Source organism: Enterocloster bolteae, from assembly GCF_002234575.2.
GTDB lineage: Bacteria > Bacillota > Clostridia > Lachnospirales > Lachnospiraceae > Enterocloster > Enterocloster bolteae.
In genome coordinates this window covers 3397035-3420461 of sequence record NZ_CP022464.2, presented here as the reverse complement: position 1 = coordinate 3420461, position 23427 = coordinate 3397035, and the positions used below count along the sequence as shown (strand labels likewise).

Sequence of the window (23427 nt, the reverse complement as noted above, 5' to 3'; positions counted from 1 at the left end):
TAGAAAACAATTATAGAAACCAGAGATAAAGGAAACGAAACGATACATGCAGTTTAATTCATATTTATTTTTATTATTATTCCTCCCGGCTGTGCTGGCAGGATATTTCGGGCTTTGCCGGATGAAGCGCCATACATGGGCCAGAGGATTTTTGGCTGCCATGTCCCTGGTATTTTTCGCCTACGCGAATCCATGGTATCTGGGACTGCTGGTGGGAAGCGCGGTATTTAACTGGGCTGTTTCCAGAGTGCTGGCAGGAGAAGGAAATAAGGAGACAGCCAAAGGAAATGGTAAGACGCCCGGCAGGACGGATGGTAAAAAGAGCGGCAGGCCCGGCAGTAGGATGGTTCTGGTATTTGGCATATGCGCCAATCTGGCCCTGCTTTTTTACTTTAAATACACGAATTTCTTTATAGAGAACCTGAACGCGTTTCTGGGAAAGGACATTGCCTTTACAAGGCTTCTCCTTCCGGTGGGGATCAGCTTTTTTACCTTCCAGCAGATTGCGTGGCTGGTTGACTCCTTCCGCATGGAGACAGGAGATTACAGTTTTTGGGATTATTTCCTGTTTACCGTATATTTTCCCAAGATAGCCATGGGACCCATTCTCCTGCACGGAGAGTTCATTCCCCAGCTTAAGGACCCCTCCCGCCTGAAGGCAGATTCCCGCAATATGGCAGAGGGACTGATGATACTGGCCGTGGGACTGTTTAAGAAGGTCATCCTGGCTGAGTTTTTTGCGGGGCCGGTAAACTGGGGGTATGCCCAGGTGGAGATACTCAGCTCCACAGACGCGTTTCTGGTCATGCTGGCTTACACCTTCCAGCTGTATTTTGATTTCAGCGGTTACTGTGACATGGCCATGGGAATTTCCAGGATGTTCAACCTGGAACTGCCCCTTAATTTTAATTCTCCCTACAAAGCGCTGTCTCCGGTGGAATTCTGGAAGCGCTGGCACATGACACTGACCCGTTTCCTCAGAACATATATCTATTTTCCTCTGGGTGGAAGCAGGAAGGGAAGCCTGCGCACCTACATGAATATCATGATAGTGTTTCTGGTAAGCGGTTTCTGGCACGGCGCTGCCTGGACCTTTATCCTGTGGGGGGCGCTTCACGGCGCTGCCCAGGCCCTTAACCGTGTATTTAAACGGCAGTGGGAGAATCTGCACACGGCTTTTAGATGGATGGCCACCTTTCTCTTTGTCAACCTGACCTGGGTTATCTTCCGGTCAGAGAGCATATCCCAGGCAAAGCTGTTTTTGAAACGGCTGCTGGATTTTGGAAACATGCAGATTAATCCGTCCTTTATGGACAGCTTCAAAATGGTGGAACTGCCTCTCTGGCTGACAGGCCACCGGGTATTTACCGTGCTGGGGCTGTATGGAATCGTGCTTTGCCTGGTGATGAATGCCAGGAATATGGGGGAGACAGAGCTTCGTCCCACCTTCCTTCGCGGAGCGGGAACAGCCCTCCTTCTGGTCTGGTCCGTCCTGTCCCTGGCAGGAATATCCGGCTTCATTTATTTTCAGTTCTAATTAGGCTTATTTGAATAAACAGCTACAGGAGAGATTATATTGGATACACAAAAGCAGGAAAATGGGACAGAAGACATGAGGTATGGGAGATGGCTGTGGTTTACCGTGGGAGCCGTACTGGCCATGATGGTTATGCTTGGCGGACTGGTGGTCTGGGTGGATCCTTTTTTCCACTATCACAAGCCCCTTGAACATCTGGCATACCCAATTGACAGCGAACGGTACCAGAATGACGGTATCAGCCGCAATTTTACATACGACGCAGTGCTAACAGGGACATCCATGATGGAGAATTTTAAAGCCAGCCGTTTTGACAGTCTTTTCGGCGTGTCATCCGTCAAGATACCATATGCGGGAGGATATTATAAGGAGGTGGACCAGGCTGTGAGAAGGGCCCTGTCCTATAACCCCCAGGTAAAGGTGGTGTGCAGGAGCCTTGACAGGAGCTTCCTGTTTTATCAGAAGGACCAGCAAAATCCGGCGGCTCCTTCCCCCGATTATCTGACGGATGACAATCCCTTTAATGATGTGAATTATATTTTCAACAAGGAAGTGATCTTCGGCACTATTCAGGGTGTTTTTGCCAGGACAAAGGCAGGCGGGCAGACCACCACCTTTGACGAATACATGCACTGGGCACCGGAGCGGGACTGGGGCAGGAAGGCTGTCTTAAAGACATATGAACGGGAGCCGCAAAAAAATGAAACCGTTCCTTTTACAGAAGAAGACCGCCGTACGGTCATGGAGAACCTGGAACAGAATGTGCTGGCCACGGCCAGGGCCAATCCCCAGGTCACCTTTTACTACTTTATTCCGCCCTACAGCATCAGCTGGTGGGACAGCGAGCTGATGGTAAAAGGGGAGTTTGAACGGCAGATGGAGGGATACCGCCTCATGGCCCGTATGCTGCTGGAGTGCAGAAACATACGTCTCTTTGCCTTTGACGACCAGTTTGACATTACCTGCAATCTGGACCATTATATGGATGTAATCCACTACTCGGAGGACATTGGTGACCAGCTGCTGGAATGGATGGCGGCAGGAGAGCATATGCTTACAAACGACAATGTGGACCGCTATTTTGATAGAATCACGGATTTCTATGCAAACTATGATTATGACAGCATTTATGAATGACGGGATGTTTCAGAAAGTCATGACAGCCTCATGACAGCCGGACAGGATGGCGTCCCTGCCTCCAGAGGGCGGGGAAAGCCTGTTAATATAAAAACAGAAAAGGAGAATGAACATGAAAACTTATAAGTGCGAGGAAATGATGTGCGAGGGTTGTGTGAACCGGATTAAGAAGGGACTGGACGGAGCAGGCATTAAGAATACGGTGGATTTGTCCGTCAAGACAGTGACCATTGACGGGGATAAGGACTGCGAGGCCAAGGCAGTGGAGATTTTAGACGACCTTGGATTTACCGCGGTGGAAGTGTAGTACAGAACCTGTAACTGGGGCTTTTCGGAAATTATCATAATTATTTTAAAAACTTTGACAATTTATGGTTGACTTTCTGGAATAAATGTATTATACTACCAAAGGTATCGAGGCGTGGCTCAGTTTGGTAGAGCGCTGCGTTCGGGACGCAGAGGCCGCGTGTTCGAATCACGTCGCCTCGATTTACCTTTAGGCCTGATGGTCAAGCGGCTAAGACGACGCCCTCTCACGGCGTAAACCCGGGTTCGATTCCCGGTCAGGTCATGATGGCAAGGCTGTTGCTTAGGCAGCAGCCTTGTTGCATCAAAGGAATGGCAATTGCTGTTCGGATGCCACTGTAGCGCAGTTGGTAGCGCAACGCATTCGTAATGCGTGGGTCGCCGGTTCGAGTCCGGCCAGTGGCTTGATAAAAATTCCTTGTGTCTGCAGGCAATATTATTAGGATAGTGATATTTAGTTAAGCATTCTTTCATGGCTGATAAACTTTTAATGTTTACCAGCTATTTTTTTTGTCTTGTTTTTCACTCCTGCTAAAAAGTATACTACAATAAGGCAGATGGAAATGTCTGCGTATTTAGAAAAAGTCCCTTATTCTGTTAATCTGATAGGATATGTGGTAAAATGTTGCTTGTAAAACAAAATTTTTCGGTATAATGAATGATTGAGTTAAAACATCTGCCGACTGTCTTATCCAAAAGACCAAGGCTGGGGGAATAGAGATACAATAAGATTCCCGGACCTGAATGGATTTGAGATGGCGCAAGAAAGCTGGGAGGAATTGTGATGAAGGGATATCATATTCTGCTAGGAGAGGATGAACCGGATATATTGGAATATAACAGGGAACAGCTGGAACAGCGCGGCTATCAGGTTACGGCGGTTTCCACACTGGGCCAGGCGGAGTCGTGTGTTCTCAGGGATAATCCGGATTTGCTGGTTTTGGATGTTATGATGCCGGACGGTTCCGGGGTAGATCTGTGCAGAAGGCTGCGTGAGCAGTTTCAGGGGCCGATTCTGTTCCTCACAAGCTTGGGGGAGAGCAGTCAGATTGTCCAGGGGCTCCGGGCCGGAGGTGATGATTATATTACAAAGCCTTATGATATTGAGGAGCTGGCAGCCAGAATTGAGGCACATCTCCGAAGATTAGAGCGCAGGGGCGGGGAAGATATCCACCAGGGCGGCAGCAGGTTATATTTGAATGTGAAGAGCCAGCGGGCTTATCTGGATGGGAGAGACATGCTTTTAAAGCCAAAGGAGTACCGTCTCCTGGCCGCGTTGATGAGAAACAGGGGAAGATATATGGAGTCCGGGGAGCTTTACAGGGAGATATGGGATATGGCGCCCAACCGGGATATACGGACAGTCTGGGTTCATATATCTAATCTGAGAAAGAAGCTGCAGGATGCAGACGGAGAGTTGATAGCGGATATAGAATGTAAACGTGCACTGGGATATAAGCTTGTGATGTTTGAGGATGAGAATGAAGATTAGACGGTGGGACAGATGAGGAGAACGTATTATAGAATTGTATTGACAGTGGTACTGGCTGGCTTTCTGGCTGGAAAAACAGTAATTTTTCCAGCTTATGGTATGGTCGGTGACGGGGATATGTCCGAATTATCCACAGGAGAAGATGGAAAAGAGGATGCCTCTTTATCCCCGGACGGAGAAGGAAGCCGGGGGGAAGCGCCGGAAAATTCGCATGGAGAAAACGGAGAGGGGGGAAACCCGCCATCCCCGGACGGAGAAGACGGAGAGGGAGAAACCCCGTCATCCCCGGACGGAGAAGACGGAGAGGGAGAAACCCCGTCATCCCCGGACGAAGAAAACGGAGAGGGAGAAACCCCGCCATCCCCGGACGGAGAAGATGGAGAGGGAGAAACCCCGTCATCCCCGGACGGAGAAAACGGAGAGGGAGAAACCCCGCCATCCCCGGACGGAGAAGATGGAGAGGGAGAAACCCCGCCATCCCCGGACGAAGAAAACGGAAAGGGAGAAAACCCGCCATCCTCGGACAGAGAAGATATAGAGGGAGAGAATCCGGAACATCCGGATTCCGGACAGACAGGCCATAATCAGGAGGAGTTAGAGAATCCCGGAGATATCCGTCAGCCGGAAATTCAATTACAGATGATTGAGATACCGCTGGATGAGGAGGTCCAGTGCGGCACTGTGGAGGAACTTTTAACCCTTCTGGAGACCGGGGAGGAGATTTGCCTTACAGGGGATATTCTTGTTGCAGGTTCAGTTGATTTGAATATTGCTCCGGAAGATGAAGCCGTGGTGAATATGAATGGATATTCCATCGTTGTGTCTGACAAGGGGAATTTGTTTGTGGACGGCCCCATCCGTTTCCAGGGCGCGGCAGGAGACAAAGCGCTGTTTCAGATATCCGGAAAAACCACCTTTAAAAATGGTGCCGGGGTATGGGCAGAGGGCGACGGAGCGGTTGCGGTGGAGATTTCAGAAACGAAAAACGGTAAATATGCGCTTCAGACAGATAACGCTTATATCGGAGTTTCCGGGGACAACAGCATTGCCTTAAAGTGGACGGGAAAGGGGGACTGCAGCCTGCAGTATGCCCATATTGAGGCAGAAGGGGAAAACTCAGTGGGCATTGAGGCAGACACGCCGGTAGAGCTTAAGCTTTGCCTGGTGGAGGCGGAGGGCAGTTCCGTTGTCACGGATAAAGTGCTCATTGTGGACACATCGCAGGTGACTCCCTTGCCCGAACAGTCTGAGGTGATTACAAGGGAGATTTATCTTGATGGCCGCCTGGATGAAAACGGGGTCAGCGTATTAGCGGGAACAGACTGTCAGGGGCTGTATGATAAGCTGGCGCCGTCGGCGTCATATGTATTTTGCGATCCCACAGGGGAAAGGAAAATGTGGACCCGGGATTTTACGCTGAACTGGAAAGACCTGCCTGAGGAACTTTCAGAGCCAGGGGTTTACAGGGCTATGGTAGAAGCGGAGGGGTATCCCGACTGGTTTTTTATAGAGATACCGGAAATTGAGATTGAGATTTATGTTGTGGACCCTAAAACGGTCCATATTGAGGAAATCTTCAGGATGGAGGATATGGCTGTACTGTATTTTTTGAATCCTGTAGAGGACGCACAGAGGATTGAGCTGTTTTGTTCAGCAGATGGAGGGGATACATGGCAGGACGCAGACTCTATGCCCGGATGCTCTGTGCAGATAGATCCCTTGACAATCACTGTGGAGGGACTTGAATTTAATCATACATACCGGTTCTGTGTTGCTGTCACCGGAGGTTCCATGGAAGGGCTGTCATCGGTGAAATCCTTTGGTTATTATGAGAATGACTCAGACCGGTTTGGCCATGGAGACCGTGACGGGGATGACCGGGATGACCAGGGAGACCTTCCGCCCTGGAACAGCGCGCCTCCTCCGGGGGATGAATTTGGCGGTTCAGGGGATCCTGACAGTGACGGCAGGGGAACCGCAGAAGCAGACGGAACATCCGGCACGTCAGATGGGGACGGCACTCTGTCCCTGGAGCCATCTGCTGTGAAGTGCGCCGGGATACCAGAGCCCTGTACTGCGGACAGGATCGGTACACAGAGACTCTCCACGACGGCTGCCGCCGATACACAGGAGCCCTCCGCGGCGGCTGGCTCAGACCCAAACGGGCCTTTAGCTGCGGACAAAATCCGCAGACAGGAACCTTCCATAGAGGAAGGCATGGCCGCGCGGGACGCGTCTGGCGCAGGCGCAGGGGATAGGCCGGGGGCCTCCGGTTCAGCGCTTGGAGAAGACGGCCGGGCATACGGTGGCGGGGAAGCAGAAGACTCCTTTCACGAAGATGGTTTGAGGACAGGGAATCTGTTGGAAGAAAATGCCACTGAAAACCGGGAGGAACCTGCCGGAGAGGGTATGGATGCGGACTCCGGCCGCCTTCAAAGGGATAATCCTTCAGGATTCATCTTCCGTACTGTCCTGGGAGCGGCAGCGGGTATAGCGGTGTTATCCTGGTACAAAAGAAGGAGCAGGAGGAAGCCATGATGAAAGTCAGAGAGAAGCAGGCGTTCCTGCTGATAACAGCTGTAATCCTTCTGAGCTTCGCTTTTTTCTATTACTGCTATGAAAAGGATAATAAATATACCCGTCCCCGCCCATATTCCAGGGATGGTGTTATATGGCTGGAGGAACAGTGGTACAGCAGGCACCCTATGTTCTATCTTACGGACGGCTGGTCCTTCTACCAGGACAAGTTGCTGTCCCCGGATGAAATTGAAAACCATACTCCGGACGCATATTTTTACATAGGCAGGTATGGAGGCTTTGACCTGGGGGATCGGGAGGCTTCTCCCCACGGGAAAGGAACCTATAGGACAGTGATCCTCACAGAGGGGCATGAGCAGGAATACGGACTGGAGCTGACACCGGTCTACTCTCGCTGGAGACTTTGGGTGAACGGTAAGCTGAAGCAGAGCGTGGGCATGGACGGGAACATAAACGGGGACATGGGGCCCCGTCCCCCGGTGAGCATGGTAACATTCACAGCTAAGGACAGAATTGAGATTGTAGTTGAGGCGGAGGATGACAGCCATTTTTACAGCGGCATGGTATATCCGCCGGCTTTTGGCGTGCCGCAGCTGGTGTCCAGAACCTCTGAACTGCGGCTTTTAATCCATGGCGCTGCAATTATGGCGGCTTTTCTCATTGGAGCCATGTGCCTGTGCCTGGGGGCTGTCAGACGGTTTTCCAGGCCATATGGGGCGATGGCGTTTCTCTGCTTCTGTTTCTGCGGCAGCACGGCCTGGCCCCTGTTCCAGGTAATGTCGGAGAGTATGTACTGGGTCCTGCTGGCGGAGCGCTTCTGTTATTATGGGATGTTTTTTTCTATGATGTGGATCCAGTGGCAGATCTGCGGCCTGCCTGGGAGAGTATATGTTCCCGCCTGCGCGGCAGGTTTTTTAATTTGTCTGAGCGTCCTTATCCAGCCTCTGATTCCGGCTGAGACAGCGGGAGCCTTGTACACATATGGCAATATACTTGGATTGTATAAGTGGTTCACTGCTTTTTGGCTGCTGGCCACTTCCGGCTGGGCTGTCTGTAAGAAGCGTCCCTGCTGTCTTGCCGTGCTGGCCGGAAACAGTGTCTTTATGTGTGCCCTTGTGGCAGGGAAGATGTTCCCACTCCATGAACCGGTGCTGACAGGGTGGTTCGCAGAGCTGGCTGGCGGAGTCATTATCCTCATAACAGGCGGGATTATGATATATGATGTGGATCGGACCTATAAGGAAAGCCTCAGGCTTAAGATGGAGCAGCAGCTGTCCCAGGTCCAGCTGGAAGCCAGAGCCAGATATGGTGCCCTTCAGCAGGAGTATATCAGGGGAACCAGAAAGCAGCTTCATGAAACCCGCAACCGGCTTACCCTGATTAAACATTATCTGGATACAGGGGAGACCGATAAACTGAAGGAATATCTGAAAGGGCTTGTTTCTTCCACGGTGGACATGGAGAATGGGGAATATACAGGCCATATCCTTATGGACTCCATCCTGGCGGTGGAGCTTGGAACGGCAAGGAGCCAGGGGATATACGTGGAAGCAGAGGGGGACAGGCTGCCCGGAAGCCTGGCGGTCCATGACGCCCATCTCACTGCGCTTTTGATGAATCTTCTGGATAACGCCATAGAAGCCTGCAGCCGGCTTCCGGAGGATGGGGAGAAATGGATTTCCCTGGAGATTGGGCGGGTTGGAACCGGCCTTACTATCTTGTGCACCAACAGCAGCCTGCCCCGTGAGGAAGGCAGAAGTACCAGTAAGGAGGACAGCCGGGCCCATGGGTATGGTATGGAGCTTATGAGCCAGGTGGTCCGGGAGTATAGGGGGACATTTGAGACAACATGGTATACGGATAGTTTTTCCGCCCGAATATTCCTGCCGGACGCAGTGAAAGACGGTGAACTTTAAATTTTGTTAAACGTGGTAAAAATCCCGGATTAGCGTGGTAAAATAAAATACAGATGGTTTAATGCAAAGAGCACCGGTTTCCTTCAGCTAAAGAAGGAAGCCGGCGTTTTTGCTTTCAGGATGAACCGTCCGCATATGGAATGTGCCGTTTTCAGGGAAAACAGACCGCTGTTTTTAATACAAAAGAAGAGGAAAAACCAATGATTATAGCAGTAGTGGATGATACCATGCAGGACAGAGAACTGCTTAAGGGTATGCTTGACCAATATTTTTCCGGGCATCAGACAGTACCTGAGATTCAAGAGTTTGAATCCGGAGAAGCATTTTTAGAGGCTTATGAGCCGGGGCATTATGACATTATATTCTTTGATATATATATGGGAGGGATTACCGGTATGGAGACAGCCTCTCTGGTATATGAGCGAGATAAGGACTGCCGTCTGGTGTTCTTTAGCTCCAGCGCGGATTACGCGGTGGACAGCTACCGGGTAAGGGCCGCCTACTATCTGATGAAGCCCCTGAGCTATGAGGATCTGGCCCTGGCCCTGGACTGCTTTACCAGAGAGCTTCTGGAGGCGGGACGGGGACTTACGGTGATGGTGAAGGGCGGAGTGGAGGCTGTGGTGCCCTTTAGTAAACTGTTGTACGTGGACAGCCTTAAACGTATGGTGCGGATACATACCAGCGATACCGTACTGGAGGCTGCGGAGTCCTTTATGGCTGTGTCCGGGCGGCTGATGCCGGATTCCAGGTTCCTTTGCTGCAACCGGGGGATTTACGTGAATATGGACTGGATTCAGGAGGTGGGAGACTCTGTTATTCGTCTGAAAAATGGGGAAACCCTGCCTGTACGGGTCAGAGGCAGGGCCCAGGTAAAAAAGGAATATATGGAATATGCCCTGAAGGATCTGCGGAGGTAAGATGAAAAATCAGAAATTGGTAAGTTTACGGCCTATTATTGTTATTACTGCCTCAGCCATTCTCTCTGTTTTATTCATACTTATTCTTTACTATGCAGATAATAAATACACGGTGGGGGGGAAGCAGCCGGAATTGGGAAGACTGGAGCTGACGCTGGGGGATATGGAGGAGAATCCATACCGGTATCTTGTTACGGGATGGGAGTTCTATCCCGATCTGCTTCTGGGACCGGACGCGTTTGACGGAGCGGAGAAACCTGCCGGTGTAACTGCGGCAGTAGGAAAATATGGACAGATGAGGCGGAATCAAAGGGGAACAAAGGGTACATACCGCCTGGTTTTGGAGCTGCCGGAAAAGGGCGGTCCCTTTGCCCTGGAACTGCCTGAGATAGAAGGGGCAAGCAGGGTCTATATCGGGGGAGAGCTGGTCCGGGAATGGGGAAGCATAGAGGATGTCCGCTCCGGTATGAAGCGGTTTGTCTTTCCTCTCACCCAGGGCCGGGACACAGAGCTTATCATACAGGCCGCGGCTCTGGGCGCCTTTCATTCCCAGAACTTCAGTCCGCCGCTTCTTGGAGTCTACGATGCCGTGACCGGGATACGGGATGTGGGGCTGTTGCTGAAGGTGATGGTTCTGGGGCTGGCTGTGTCCGCAGCCGGTCTCTCCCTTCATCTGGCTGTGAAAATCCGCTGGTGGAGAGGTTTTCTCTTCTGCCTGTTCTGCCTGTGCTTCGTAGGGTATCAGCTGTGGCCTCTGGCGCGGGAGAGGATTCAGCTGGGGCTGCAGCCCTGGTACGGGATCCAGGTGTTCTGCTTTTACGCCATGCTTTGGCTGATGGTCATATTGGAAAATGACCTGTACCGCATCAAAGGGGGAAAGGTGTCCGCCGCCATGGGAATATTCTGTATTCTGGCCCTGGTATACGGCTGTTATGCCCAGTATGGGACGGCGGCCGCGGCGGATCTGTTCAGCTATATTACCCAGTGGTATAAATTTGCCATTGCCTGTCACCTTATACTGGTGGCATATATGGCGATGGCAGAGGGAATGGAGCGTTCCCAGACCCTGCTGGTAATTGCGGTTGTACTTGTTTCCGCCCTGTTTATGGAAGAGCTTCTGCCGCTGTACGAGCCTATAATAGGCGGAAGCTTCCTGACCATTGGCTGCGTGGTCATTATGGTGGGAATGTTGAGTATTCTGTGGCAGGATATGGCGGACGCGTTCCGGGCCAGAACCTTTTTTGTAACAGAGACAGGACGGATGAACCGGCAGCTGGCTCTGCAGAGAGATCATTACCGCCAGCTCAATGCCAGAATTGAGGAAACCAGACGGATCCGCCATGATATGCGCCATCATATAAGACTGCTGCAGGCCTATGCGGCGGAGGGAAATTTGGAGCATGTAAAGGCGTATCTGGGACAGCTTTCACCTGCCATGGATTCGATGGGGCCTGTTACATTTACCAGCAACTATGCGCTGGACGCAGTACTGTGCCATTACACTGCCCTGGCAGAGAAGGAGAAGATTGAAACAGATATCCGGGTTATGGTTCCGGGCCGGACCGTTCTTCCTGATGATGAGTTATGCGTGGTTATGGGAAATCTGCTGGAAAATGCGGTAGAAGCCTGCAAACGGCATGAGTCGGGCAGGAAGTTCATATTCTTAAGATGCCTTCAGGACGACAGCCGCCTGTCCATTGTGCTGGACAACAGCTTTATGGGGGATGTGCAGTATGAAAGGGGATATTTCCGGTCTTCCAAGCGGGAGAGCGTGGGGATTGGAGTGGAGTCGGTAAAGGCCATCGTAAAACGTCACGGGGGGATTGGCACCTTTGTGCCGGAGGAGAAGGTATTCAAGGTTTCCATTATCCTGCCGCTAAAGGATGAGGGATAAGGGCGGCGCGGCTTCACGGCTGTGCCGCCTGTTTTTGTGTACCCGGCGGGCATATGTTCTAATGGGCGGGGAGGCACTTGTAAGGGTAAATCGGAAGGGGGATTGAGTTTCGGTCGGAAAAACTGACTTTCGGTCGCAGGCTATTGTTTCAGGATAAATGCTATTGTAGTATGAAAGCAATAAAAAAGCAGTGATTGTCCGAGATTTTATGGACAGAAGGCATATGGAGCATATACGAAAGCGGGAGGGCCCTATGATAAAGAAGATAGCAGGATACATATTAGGAGGTATTGTGGTGGTGATGGTGTTGGGGTACCTTACCGCCATGATGCTGACGGAGCTGGTTCCGGCCATTTTAACCCGGGATTGGGGAAGACTCTGGAATCCGGGCCTTCTGCTTAAGCCGGCTGTCTGGATATATGGAGCGGTGGTCACGGTAATGGTTTATATGCTGTACCTGGTATTCCACGTGGGAACTGTAAAACGGGCCAAACGTCTGATGAAGGCCAAGGAGGACAGTATTGAAAGTTCCCTGGAGAATTCACGCTTTATGACCGACAAGGAGAAGGATGATAATTTCTCCCCGAAGCGTTTTACCAGACTTAAAGAGGAAAAAAAGGACGGGATTCCTGTATACGCGGTGTACAACAAGAAAAAGAAGGAGCTCAACATCAACATTGCCAAGCCCATGCATGGCCTTGTAATCGGCGCCACAGGCAGCGGTAAAACCACATCCTTTATCAACCCCATGATTCAGATACTGGGGAAATCCTCAGCCGGTTCTTCCATGATCTGCACGGATCCCAAGGGAGAGCTGTTCCAGCTTCACAGCGGCATGCTGGCGGAACAGGGCTATAAGGTAATGGTTCTGGACTTAAGGGATCCTTACAGCTCCTTCCGCTGGAACCCTTTGGGAGATATCTATGACAGGTACCAGCTTTACCTTAAGGCGGGACAGGGAATCTTCCAGTGCGACACGGACGTGAGGCAAAGCGGTTTGGAGCTGGTGAATGAGGCGGACCAGTATAAGGATGTGTGGTACGAGTATAAGGGAAAAGCCTACGCTGTGCGCAGGGAGCTGCTGACTGTTATCAAGGTGGAAAAGCAGAAGATATATGATGAGATTTACGAAGATTTAAATGACCTTATCAGCGTGATCTGTCCCATTGAATCCCAGGACGATCCTGTGTGGGAAAAAGGAGCCCGTTCCATTATCATGGCAGTATGCCTGGCCATGCTGGAGGACAGCGAGTATCCGGAGCTGGAGATGACCAGGGAGAAGTTCTGCTTCTATAATGTAAACAAGGCTATCAGCAATTCGGAGGACGAGTTCAGGGCTTTAAAAGAATATTTTATGGGACGCCCCAAGCTGTCCAAGTCAGTTGGACTTTCAAGGCAGGTTCTGTCAGCGGCCGATACCACCCTGGCCAGCTATATGTCCATTGCGTTTGATAAGCTCTCTATGTTTAACGACGAGGGACTCTGCTCCCTTACCTCGGAGACGGATATCGATCCCCAGCAGTTTGCAGCCGAGCCTACGGCGCTGTTCCTTAAGATACCGGATGAAAAGGATACCCGCCATGCCCTGGCGGCCGTATTCGTACTGTGCATTTACAAGGCGCTGATTAAGGTGGCCTCCGCCAGGGAGGATTTAAGCCTTCCGAGAAATGTATACTTCATCCTGGATGAGTTCGGCAACATGCCTAAGATAGACAAGTTCGACAAAATGATAACTGTTGGCCGGAGCCGTAAAATCTGGTTCAACATGGTAGTCCAGTCCTATGCCCAGTTAGACAATGTATATGGGCAGACCATAAGCAATATCATCAAGAGCAACTGCGGCCTGAAAATGTTTATTGGTTCCAATGATATAGAAACTTGTGAGGAATTCTCAAAGCTCTGCGGCAACAAGACTGTTTCCACACAGAGCGTATCCTCTACTCTGGGGGACAAGACAGGGAACATCAATGTATCCAGCCAGGTGCAGACCAGGCCCCTTATATACCCTTCGGAGCTGCAGAAGCTGAACAATAAGAACAGCACCGGCAACGCCATTATCGTAACCTTTGGAAATTATCCCTTAAAGACCCAGTTTACGCCCAGCTACAAGTGTCCTCTCTATGAGATGAAGACCATGGATTTAAGCCAGGTACGGATGAACGCCTTTTTCGGGGACGAGGTTTACTATGATTTGGATGAGCGCAATTATATCATTGCCAGTCGGCAGGAAAAAGAGATGGAGGTGTCTGCGGAATGAACAGAGGAATAAAAAAGGGACTGCTGCTTTTTGCAGGCTGCTGTATGGCGGCTGGGCTGCCGGACAGGGCGCTGGCAGCTTCCTATAACGATGACACGGCAGACTCCTATCTGTCCAGGATTTATACTGAGGCAGAGGACTGGATATCAGAGGGAGGGGCAGAGGACGTATTCAACGGACCGGGGGCGGCGCAGACCGCTCTGGAGGAGGACAGCGCTTTGGCGGGTCCAAGGATACATGAGGTGTCCATGGGAGAGAAGTATCACAGTGACTATGATTTATATGAACATTCCATAGACGGCAGATATTTTATTTATTCCAATGTATCCAACGGAGGAATAACGGATCGCCCCGTATATGTGGAGATACCTGTGGACGTGTTCTGTACAGCTGAGAAGGACGGCGTGCCCATGAACTATACATCCGGCCAGCTGTTGTCGGACAGAGGGACCTATGTTATGCGCTTAACAGCAGTATATGATAAGAATGTTCCCCTCTCCCAGCAGGAAGAGTACAGAACCGTATTCCGGTTCCGCATTGATGAGAAACGGCAGGACGCGTCAGGCGCCGTATCAGGAGCCGCAGGCGCCCTGGCCCGGCAGATAGATGGACTCACCGGAAGTGATACCGCAGGACTGCTGAACCAGATTACTTCGGAGTCAGGGATTGCCGGTGATGACATTGCGGCAGCCTTGGCCGGCCAGCTCTTTTCCGAATCCGGGGATAAAGGAGAGGCAGGGGAAGGAAGCAATGACGGGACAGATAATGAGGCAGGGAACACGGACCAGGGGCTTCACGCATCTTCGGAAGGCGTCCTGGGCCAGGGAGAGGATTCCGGCCAGGAAGGTGCGGGCCAGGAGAAGGATTCCGGTCAGGACGGTGCGGGCCAGGAGGGGGATTCCGGTCAGAATGGTTCAGACCAAGGAAGGGGTTCCGGCAGGGAAGGCAGAGAAGTCTCCGGGAGAAGCCAGGTTTATCTGGAGGATGAAAAGATGTACCTGGTAACCCTGGAGAACGGCTTTACGTTCCGGTCCAGCGTGCCGGAAGGAATGCTCATTAACCAGTCCGTGGCAATCTATCCGGGTGAAGGGCAGTACACTCTCTACAGAGGGGAGGAGGAAACAGCCCTGAACGAGCGGCAGGAGGCGGCGGAATACGGAATATACCGTCTGGTATCCGGGGAATATGAGTTTACCTTTGAAATCAGCAATACATATGTTAACCGGGATACCTTTAGCGCGCCTGAAGGGACCAGGATTTCAGCAGCTTCCTTTAACGGGAATTCCCTGGACACAGGAGAGGGAACTCTGCTCACCATGGAGGCCGACGGAAGCTACCTTGTTACCCTGAAAGGAGATTACGGGGAGACTCTGGAGGTAGAGCTTAACCGGGACACGGAGCCTCCGGCAGTGGAAGTGGAGATAGAGGGGCAGACGGCCCGGATAATCTACAGTTCCACGGATCTGGCCTCTGTGACCCTGGCAAAGAACGGCGGGGAACCGCGGGAATTTAACGGATTTACGATAACCGAAACAGGCAGCTATGTACTGACAGTAACAGACAGGGCCGGCAACCAGACCCTTAAGGAATTCTCACTGCGGTATAAGGTAAATATGTATGGGGTCATTGCCATAGCGGCGATAGTCATATCCATAACGGCAGGAGCAGTGATGCTGGTTCGGAAAAAAAGGAATCTGACGGTTCGGTAAGGAGTTGATGGAATGGAAGTGGCAAAGGGCTTTACTGATGTGCTTTATACCACAATGGTGCTTTTATTTAACGAAATATTTGTGCCGGTTATGACGGAAATCCTGTCCTTGTTCTATGAAAAAGCAATGTATGTACTGTCCCACAGCGTCTCCATCCTGGCATACTTCTTTTTGATTACAGTGTGCAAGATTCTGGACTCCCTGGAAACAATGATAGGCATTTTCGCAGGCACTGAGAATGTTATTGTGGATAACAAGCCAATGACCTTTATGGAGATGGTGTTCAACCAGGACGCGGTCAGCAAAGGCTTTCTGATGATAACTCTGGTGGCCGTAGGCATATGCTTTTTATTTACCATTTTTGCCATAGTGCGCTCCATGTCCTCCTCCACGCTGGAAAACAAGAATCCCATCAGCCAGGTGCTGAAGGATGCCATGAAAGCCTGTGTCTCCTTTATGCTGGTACCCTTTTTGTGCATTGCCCTGATGCAGCTGAGCTCGGCTCTGATAAAGCAGACCAAAGCGGTCATACAGGCCGAGTCCGGCACCGCAGGGGATCCGAGCATGGGCCTTTACATCTTCCTGACAGCCAGCTTAAGAGCCGGAAGGGCGGATTTTGAGATTCCTGTCTTACAGGAGACGGCAGATGTTGCGGAAGGGCTGGGCGATAAGTTTACCTATGAGATACTGACCAGTCTTGATTCGGCCTTCCGTGTTGAATACCTGCCGCCCAGTATGAGCGACGACCTGCGCCGCAGTTATCTGAACGGTGATAAGGATTACCTGGATTTCAGGGATTCGGGCTCTGATTTCTCCGCGGCCAAAATTGATTATCTTCTGGGCTTCAGCGCAAGCATCTTCATGATTATCATGCTGGCAGGCGTGCTTATACAGTTTATACGCAGGCTGCTGGAACTGGTGCTGCTGTACCTTGTAGCTCCATTTTTTGTGGCGACAATCCCTCTGGACCGGGGGGATATGTTTAAGCGCTGGAGGGAAATGTTTATAGCCAAGTTTTTGGCGGGATTTGGAGTTATCTATGCCCTGAAAATATTCATGCTGCTGCTGCCTTTGATTTTCAGTGATAACCTGAGCCTTGGCAGCTCCTTTGTAATGGACCGGCTGTACGCGGGAGGTGTCTATGACCAGACCAAAGATAAGTTTTTTGATAATCTGAGGGAGCAGACCGGAGGAATAGAAATTCCGGGCTCCGGTAACCCTGCGTATCAGGAGGAGGTAAACCGCATGGAAGAGGCTGTGGATTTCGCCTGGGAAAAAACAGGCATGAGCTATATGGAGAACCACTCGGCCATGGACAGCGTACTGGTGAACATGGGCCTTGTGGACAGGAATTCACCTTCTCTGGAGGAATCCATGATTGATTCCATACTTAAAACCATATTTTTCCTGGGAGGTATGTTTGCTGTATATAAAAGCTGCGCCATGTTCCTGGAGATCCTCAACCCTAAAGCGGCAGAGGATGCCAAGACATCCACCATGCTGGCCATGGGATATACGGTGGGAGCGGCAAGGAAGGCGGCATCGACTGGCGTTCAGCTGGGTGTGGCTGCAGGTGTAGGCCTGGGCACCGGTCTGGCCACCGGAGGCGCTGGCGCTGCGGCCACAGCGGGAGCGGCAGGAGCCAAGGCAGCCGCCACAGCAGGGGCCAAGGCAGCCGCCACAGCAGGGGCCAAGGCAGTAGGGACGGCTGCCAAGACGGCCGGCAGCACAGCTAAAAACGCGGTTAAATCCGCAGCCAAATCCACGGCCAAAAACGCTGTGGGGGCGGCAAAGCAGGGGGTCCAGGGGGCGGCCTCTGGCGCCGCGGGAGCGGCAAAGGATTCCGGGGACAGAGACGGATAAGGAGGTGCTGATAAGGTGGAGATGTCATATCTGGGGATTTATGAGTGGGTATATGAAAAGGTCCTCTCAAGTATTGTCACACCTGTGTTTGATTTTGTGGTTTCGATTATAAACATTGCCTGGGGATATGTGTTTCAGTACATCCTGGGGCCCATACTCCTTCCTGTGCTCCAGGTTGTGTTCTACTGGGTGATTCGGGTAGTAGAGGTGCTGGGCGCCTTTATGAACTATTTGCAGTTTATAGGATATCTGATGGTGGTGGACTGTCTGGAAAAGGCGTTTGATATCTTTATTGGCCTGGAGCCGGTTACCTACTATCCCAATGGCAGAGAGGGAGCTGCCGTGACAGGGAGCCTTTTAGAGGTGCTGTTCACCAGCACCGCCATCTCTGAGGCCTTCAAGGTTATCACCCTGGGAGGCGTGGGTATTGCCCTGCTTCTGACTATATTCGGGGTGGCAAAGTCGTCCTTTGACTTGGATTTTGAAAATAAACGGCCGGTAAGCCATGTGCTCAAGCAGCTGTTTAAATCTGTTCTGGGCGCTTTCCTGATTCCCTTTGCGGTTTGGTTCATGATACAGCTGTCCATGATTATACTTACAACCCTTAACACCGCAGTGTCCTTTGATGACAATGGAGGGAGGAGTACTCTGGGCAGCACCATATTTACCATTGCATCCGTAAACGCGGCCTGGGACAGCGAGAATAATATGTCCAAATGGGGAACGGTGGAACTGGATGAGGGCTTTGGCTTTAAGGTGCTGGACAAAGCCAACCCGGATTTTGATATAACAAAGGAGCCGAGAAAGAACTTTTATTTGAATGACACTTATGAAAGATATACCAACATACCCAATGTGGTTCTCAATTTTGATTTAAGCAGATTCGATTATCTGATGGGAGGATGGACCGCTATTTTCCTGTGCGTTATCCTCTTCCTCTGTTTCCTGACAGTCATACGGAGGATATTTGAAATCCTTCTGCTGTACCTGGTGTCTCCTTACTTTGTGGCAATGATGCCCCTGGATGACGGGGAGAAATTTAAACAGTGGTTCGGGATGTTTATGGGAAAGCTTTTTACAGGCTACGGTACCGTTGTTCTGATGAAGATTTATCTGATGCTGATGCCCCTGATTCTCAGGGGAGGAATAACAGCTGAGGGCATGGGGGGAGAGAGCAGGATTGTCATGGCAGCCCTCTATGTTATGGGCGGGGCCTGGACCGTGTACAAAGCAGGCAGCCTGCTGACCGGTCTGGTGAATGAAGCCGCAGGACGGCTGGAGCAGGAGAGCAACCGGGATGCCTATGGAGCGGCCATGCTTGCCGCTGCCCCATTCAGGGCAATTAAGAACCGGCTGGAGCAGAAGGTATCCGGAAAGCTGGAGGAGAAGATTACCGGCGCAGGTAAGGATGTGGGAACCCGGCTTCAGGGCGGAGATCCTAAGGGGTCCGGGGCCCGGAGTGAGGTAAGGACCAGCCGCCTGCGATCTAAGCCGCCTAAGCAGCCAAAGTTTAAGAAGGCCGTTATTTATGACGAGCTGAAAAACAGTTCCGGCTTTACCATAGGCGGGCACCGTCCTGCCAGAGGAAGGTCAAGGCAGCTGGAGCCTGTTTCAAAGGCAGCCCTTAAGAATGTAAAGAAGAGTACCTTAAAGCATATAAACTTTGAAAATGATAAGAGGCCTTTTAAATACGGTTACGACCAATTTAGAAAGGATAATGCGTTTATAAGAAATAAGGACGGCACCGTAGACTTTATGTACCCTGCTAAAAGGAAGAGCGCCGTACTTGCGCAAAGAAATGAAATCGCCAAGGTCAGGGAGGAGGCTTTGTCTTATTCCGATCCCAAGGAGCGGTCCCGGTACGTTACAAATTGGCTTCAGCACCAGTCTGATGATAAAAACAGTTTAATGTATTTTAACCCTGCCGATAGAATGCGTCTGGAGCGCACCTTTGGTTGTAAGATTGACAAAACTCCTATAAGCAGCGGAATTAATAAGGGACAAATCGCCTTCTATCCAGAGAAGCCCAAACTGCCCAATGGTACAAGGCTCAATCCAGATAAAAGCAAAGGGGATAAAAAATGAGAATAATACCAAAAAAAACCAGGGTTTCCATGGAATTTTTTAAGGGAATTGAACTGCTGGACATTGTGATTGCGGCAGCAGGGGTGACCCTGACCCTTTTTATGCTTCTGTCCAACCTGCCTTTGCGATGGATGGCCGCCCTGATTGTATTTATTGTCTTTTCAGCCTCCATTATCCCTCTGGATGACGAGAAGGCATATAAGAGCCTGTATTATGCAATCAGATATGCCATGAGCTATAAAGAGTTTGTAAAGCATCCGGAGAAAAAGGGGCAGATACCTGTAGCCGGGGTGACCCCGTTTACAGGCATCTCAGATATGTTTATTGAATATGGAACCTCTTACCTGGGGGTAGTGGTGGAGATTCCCTCCATTGAGTTCAGATTCCTTACGGAGCCGCGCCAGAACCAGCTTATTGACCAGGTGTATGGTTCTATCCTTCGGACAGTCAATGACACAGATTCCGCCGCTATGGTAAAGCTGGACCGCCCGGTGCTCTATGACAGCTTTATCGAAGGCGAAGAAAAAAAGATGGAGGATTTAAAAGCAGCCTATATCCGCGGACTGATGACAGATGAGGAGCTGACGGTGCGTATCGGGATTATACAGGACCGGATGAGCCAGCTGGAGCTGTTTAATAATAAAGAGACGGTATATCTGCCCTTTCATTATATGGTGTTTTTCGGGCGGGACAGGGGGCGTCTCACAGAGCAGGCACAGAACATGGTGGATACCTTAGGTCCCCATGGTATAGAATGCAGAATTCTCAAAGAGCAGGAGCTGGCTATATTCCTGAAATACAACTACAGCGGAGTCTTTGACGAGCGGGAGGCGTGGAAGCTGACACCGGACCAGTACATGGACTGGATTCTTCCGGATAAGCTGGCGGTTACATCCAGGACGGTTGCCTATGACGGCCTTGTAACCCATAATCTGCGGGTAACCGATTATCCCATTGTGGTACCCAATGCATGGGGCCATGCCCTTTTTAACCGGCCTGATGTGCGTGTAACGCTGAAGATGAGGCCCATTGACAGATATAAGGGAATTAAACAGATTGACAGGGCGATTGATGAACTGCGGGAGCAGGGAGCCAGCACTGGAAAAACCAGCCGTCTGATGGAGCTGGGCAGCCATATAGATACCCTTGCTGAGGTGCTTTCGCTTTTGCAGGGGGATAACGAGATACTAATGGACGTGAATATTTTCATCACAGCCTATGACTATGAGGCGTCTCCGGAGCTGCTGGGACCGGGATACAGGCCCCCGGGCCAGGGAATCGGCATGAAGCGTCAGATCCGCAGGGAACTGTCGGAATGGGGGTTCAAATCCTCAGATATGTTTATGCGGCAGTTTGATGCCTACGCTTCCGGCCATATATCCGCCTTCGACGCATTTTCCAAGGACGGGCGGGGAATCCACAGCGGCTCTGTGGCCGCGGCATTCCCATACGTGTATAAGGTAATGATGGAAAAGAAAGGGATCTGCCTGGGAAAGAGCGCAGGGCGTCCTGTATTCCTGGACTTTTTTGCCAGGAACAAGGAGCGGGTCAACAGCAATATGGTGGTGATTGGAAAGTCCGGTTCTGGTAAATCCTATGCAACCAAGAGTATTCTGGCCAACCTGGCCGCGGAGAACAGTAAAATATTCATACTGGATCCGGAGAACGAGTATCTGGGGCTGGCCCGTTCCCTTAAGGGAAAGATTATAGACGTGGGAAGCGCCACCGAGGGAAGACTGAATCCCTTCCACATCATCACCGGACTCTCGGATGAGGAAGATGAACTTGACGGGGATGAGGAAGAGAACCAGATTCCGGGTGCCAAAGTAAGCTTTAATATGCACATGCAGTTCCTGGAAGAGTTTTACCGGCAGATACTGCCGGGAATTGAAGCGGACGCGCTGGAGTACCTGAATAATATTACCATCCGGATGTACGAGGCAAAGGGAATTGACGCAGAGACTGATTTAAGCGGGCTGACACCCGGGGACTACCCCACCTTTGACGATCTGTATGAGAAGATACTCAATGATTTTCAGATGTCCACCGGGGATTACAGCAAGAAGAATCTGACGGTGTTGCTGAACTACATATCCAAATTTGCCACCGGAGGAAGAAACGCGGGACTGTGGAACGGTGAAGCCTCCATAAGCACCCAGGAAAATTTTATTGTGTTTAACTTCCAGTCCCTGCTGGCCAACAAGAATAATACCGTAGCCAATGCCCAGATGCTTCTTGTTTTAAAGTGGCTGGATAATGAAATTATCAAGAACAGAGACTACAACTTAAGATACGGCGCCTCCAGAAAAATTATAATCGTTATCGACGAGGCCCATGTATTTATCGACAGCAAGTATCCCGTGGCCCTGGATTTCATGTACCAGATGGCCAAGCGTATCCGAAAGTATAACGGAATGCAGATTATCATTACCCAGAACATTAAGGACTTTGTGGGAACAGAAGAACTGGCGAGAAAATCTACGGCTGTCATCAACGCCTGCCAGTATTCCTTTATTTTCCCCCTGTCGCCTAACGATATGCATGACCTGTGCAGGCTTTATGAGAAGGCGGGAGCCATCAATGAAAGCGAGCAGGATGAAATCATCAACAACGGCCGGGGCCGGGCGTTCGTGGTTACCTCTCCGTCGGAACGTAGCAGCATTGATATTGAAACACCTAAGGATATTGAGCGGCTGTTTGGCATATAGGCGGGAAGATTACAGCTATGAGGAAAGGATTGCAGCTTTTATGAAGGGCATAGTGAGGAAAATAACCGTTGCCGCGGTTCTCCTGTGGATACTCCCGGGCCTTTCCGGCTGCGGGGATAAAGACAGGGTGGATGAGATTAAAGCCCAGGGAAGACTTGTGGCAGCCGTGCCTGAGGAAGGGGAGCGGTCTGCCTGGGATCAGGCGTATGCCAGGGAGCTGGAGCAGCAGGTTCTGGAGGAAATGGCCTCAGATATAGGTGTCACCCTCCGGATTGAGCGGGTAAAAGAGCAGGATCTTGTCCCGGCAGTGAAACAGGGAAGGGCCCACGTGGCGGTGGGAGTCCCTGTGCTTCCCGGACGTCAGGACGAAGGATATTCCCTGGCTTATGGACGAAGGGCCTCTTATCTGGCAGTGGCAGACGGCACGGTTCTGGACTCCTGGGGAGCGCTGGCAGACGGCATTGTGGGTTATTCCGTAAACACGGGGCCTGCGGTGCTGCGGCAGCTTAATACCTTAAGCGGAATTGAGCTTAAGGAGGTGGAGACAGGGGATGCCGTCAGCGGGCTTGCGAAGGGGGACATCACAGCTTATGTGTGCGGCGAGACGGAAGCCAGGGAGTTTATGGCGGCAGAAGGCATCCAGATTCAGGAACTGCCCGGCCTTTGGCCGGAAACCTATACCTTTTATACGGGTGAGCTGCAGTACCGGCTTCTGGGACTTGCGAACCAGGGCATTACTGATAAGCTGACGGAGTAATGGAGGAAAAAATGGCATATTTTGACAGCCCCAAGAACAGGGTCAAATGGGAGATTGAATTGGAGGAGCTGCGGCAGCAGAAGGAGGATTTTGCAGCAGGAAGGCTTCATGATACAGGTGAAATAAAAAGGGGCGCCATGGCGGAGGGACAGCACAGAAAACCTGTTACCTTTGAACAGCTGGAGAGGGAGGAGGCTTCTGCTTCCCGCAGAAGGGAAGCGGGAAGCCGGGATATGTCTCCCGGGAGGAAAAGGGAGGTGTCAAAGCCTTCCCCCAGCCCGTCCATTGGCCCCAAAGGGGGGTGATAG

The 23427-nt window shown here is 51.2% G+C and carries 15 protein-coding genes and 3 tRNA genes; all 18 read left to right on the top strand.

The window, feature by feature from the left end; genetic code table 11:
* The first annotated feature begins 46 nt into the window (after positions 1-46).
* Positions 47-1537, top strand: coding sequence for an MBOAT family O-acyltransferase (locus tag CGC65_RS16040; RefSeq protein ID WP_002564400.1), 1491 nt, complete (start codon positions 47-49; stop codon positions 1535-1537).
* A gap of 39 nt (positions 1538-1576) precedes the next feature.
* Positions 1577-2674 carry a hypothetical protein gene (locus tag CGC65_RS16035; protein ID WP_002564399.1) on the top strand — a complete coding sequence of 366 codons (1098 nt, stop codon included), beginning with the start codon at positions 1577-1579 and terminating at the stop codon, positions 2672-2674.
* A 112-nt stretch (positions 2675-2786) separates the two neighbouring features.
* On the top strand, positions 2787-2981 hold the full coding sequence (locus CGC65_RS16030) for a heavy-metal-associated domain-containing protein (protein ID WP_002564398.1): 195 nt from the start codon (positions 2787-2789) through the stop codon (positions 2979-2981).
* A 108-nt stretch (positions 2982-3089) separates the two neighbouring features.
* Positions 3090-3163: transfer RNA gene (locus CGC65_RS16025), tRNA-Pro, on the top strand.
* A 10-nt stretch (positions 3164-3173) separates the two neighbouring features.
* A tRNA-Glu gene (locus CGC65_RS16020) sits at positions 3174-3245 on the top strand.
* A 67-nt stretch (positions 3246-3312) separates the two neighbouring features.
* A tRNA-Thr gene (locus tag CGC65_RS16015) sits at positions 3313-3385 on the top strand.
* A gap of 379 nt (positions 3386-3764) precedes the next feature.
* Positions 3765-4472: a response regulator transcription factor gene (locus CGC65_RS16010; protein ID WP_002564397.1), complete on the top strand. Its 708-nt coding sequence runs from the start codon at positions 3765-3767 to the stop codon at positions 4470-4472.
* A gap of 12 nt (positions 4473-4484) precedes the next feature.
* The gene (locus CGC65_RS16005; protein ID WP_002578364.1) at positions 4485-7010 is read left to right on the top strand and encodes an ICP22 family protein; all 2526 of its coding nucleotides are present in this window, start codon (positions 4485-4487) and stop codon (positions 7008-7010) included.
* Positions 7007-8926 (top strand): sensor histidine kinase, encoded by a 1920-nt coding sequence (locus CGC65_RS16000; protein WP_002564395.1) that lies wholly within the window; start codon positions 7007-7009, stop codon positions 8924-8926. The genes CGC65_RS16005 and CGC65_RS16000 overlap by 4 nt, the downstream gene beginning before the upstream one ends.
* Positions 8927-9126: 200 nt before the next feature.
* The gene (locus tag CGC65_RS15995; protein ID WP_002564394.1) at positions 9127-9846 is read left to right on the top strand and encodes a LytR/AlgR family response regulator transcription factor; all 720 of its coding nucleotides are present in this window, start codon (positions 9127-9129) and stop codon (positions 9844-9846) included.
* 1 nt (position 9847) lies between these two features.
* The gene (locus CGC65_RS15990; protein WP_002564393.1) at positions 9848-11740 is read left to right on the top strand and encodes a sensor histidine kinase; all 1893 of its coding nucleotides are present in this window, start codon (positions 9848-9850) and stop codon (positions 11738-11740) included.
* Positions 11741-11993: 253 nt separating this feature from the next.
* Complete coding sequence (locus CGC65_RS15985) at positions 11994-13997, top strand: type IV secretory system conjugative DNA transfer family protein (protein ID WP_002564392.1); 2004 nt, start codon at positions 11994-11996, stop codon at positions 13995-13997.
* Positions 13994-15706, top strand: coding sequence for an ICP22 family protein (locus tag CGC65_RS15980; RefSeq protein WP_002564391.1), 1713 nt, complete (start codon positions 13994-13996; stop codon positions 15704-15706). The genes CGC65_RS15985 and CGC65_RS15980 overlap by 4 nt, the downstream gene beginning before the upstream one ends.
* A 12-nt stretch (positions 15707-15718) precedes the next feature.
* Positions 15719-17569 carry an Mbov_0396 family ICE element transmembrane protein gene (locus tag CGC65_RS15975; RefSeq protein WP_002564390.1) on the top strand — a complete coding sequence of 617 codons (1851 nt, stop codon included), beginning with the start codon at positions 15719-15721 and terminating at the stop codon, positions 17567-17569.
* Positions 17570-17590: 21 nt separating this feature from the next.
* A complete protein-coding gene (locus CGC65_RS15970) occupies positions 17591-19654 on the top strand; it encodes an Mbov_0396 family ICE element transmembrane protein (RefSeq protein WP_007038712.1) in 2064 nt (687 codons plus the stop codon).
* Positions 19651-22362 (top strand): VirB4 family type IV secretion system protein, encoded by a 2712-nt coding sequence (locus tag CGC65_RS15965; RefSeq protein WP_007038711.1) that lies wholly within the window; start codon positions 19651-19653, stop codon positions 22360-22362. The genes CGC65_RS15970 and CGC65_RS15965 overlap by 4 nt, the downstream gene beginning before the upstream one ends.
* 40 nt (positions 22363-22402) lie before the next feature.
* Complete coding sequence (locus CGC65_RS15960; protein ID WP_002564387.1) at positions 22403-23119, top strand: type 2 periplasmic-binding domain-containing protein; 717 nt, start codon at positions 22403-22405, stop codon at positions 23117-23119.
* Positions 23120-23130: 11 nt separating this feature from the next.
* The gene (locus tag CGC65_RS15955) at positions 23131-23424 is read left to right on the top strand and encodes a hypothetical protein (RefSeq protein ID WP_002564386.1); all 294 of its coding nucleotides are present in this window, start codon (positions 23131-23133) and stop codon (positions 23422-23424) included.
* Positions 23425-23427: the final 3 nt, after the last annotated feature.

Bases quoted from the DNA above. Each gene is read 5' to 3' on its own strand.
- CGC65_RS15995 (WP_002564394.1), top strand. From the start codon at position 9,127: ATGATTATAGCAGTAGTGGATGATACCATGCAGGACAGAGAACTGCTT.
- CGC65_RS16000 (WP_002564395.1), top strand. From the start codon at position 7,007: ATGATGAAAGTCAGAGAGAAGCAGGCGTTCCTGCTGATAACAGCTGTA.
- CGC65_RS15980 (WP_002564391.1), top strand. From the start codon at position 13,994: ATGAACAGAGGAATAAAAAAGGGACTGCTGCTTTTTGCAGGCTGCTGT.
- CGC65_RS15955 (WP_002564386.1), top strand. From the start codon at position 23,131: ATGGCATATTTTGACAGCCCCAAGAACAGGGTCAAATGGGAGATTGAA.
- CGC65_RS15985 (WP_002564392.1), top strand. From the start codon at position 11,994: ATGATAAAGAAGATAGCAGGATACATATTAGGAGGTATTGTGGTGGTG.
- CGC65_RS15970 (WP_007038712.1), top strand. From the start codon at position 17,591: ATGTCATATCTGGGGATTTATGAGTGGGTATATGAAAAGGTCCTCTCA.
- CGC65_RS16040 (WP_002564400.1), top strand. From the start codon at position 47: ATGCAGTTTAATTCATATTTATTTTTATTATTATTCCTCCCGGCTGTG.
- CGC65_RS15990 (WP_002564393.1), top strand. From the start codon at position 9,848: ATGAAAAATCAGAAATTGGTAAGTTTACGGCCTATTATTGTTATTACT.
- CGC65_RS16010 (WP_002564397.1), top strand. From the start codon at position 3,765: ATGAAGGGATATCATATTCTGCTAGGAGAGGATGAACCGGATATATTG.
- CGC65_RS15960 (WP_002564387.1), top strand. From the start codon at position 22,403: ATGAAGGGCATAGTGAGGAAAATAACCGTTGCCGCGGTTCTCCTGTGG.
- CGC65_RS15975 (WP_002564390.1), top strand. From the start codon at position 15,719: ATGGAAGTGGCAAAGGGCTTTACTGATGTGCTTTATACCACAATGGTG.
- CGC65_RS16030 (WP_002564398.1), top strand. From the start codon at position 2,787: ATGAAAACTTATAAGTGCGAGGAAATGATGTGCGAGGGTTGTGTGAAC.
- CGC65_RS16005 (WP_002578364.1), top strand. From the start codon at position 4,485: ATGAGGAGAACGTATTATAGAATTGTATTGACAGTGGTACTGGCTGGC.
- CGC65_RS15965 (WP_007038711.1), top strand. From the start codon at position 19,651: ATGAGAATAATACCAAAAAAAACCAGGGTTTCCATGGAATTTTTTAAG.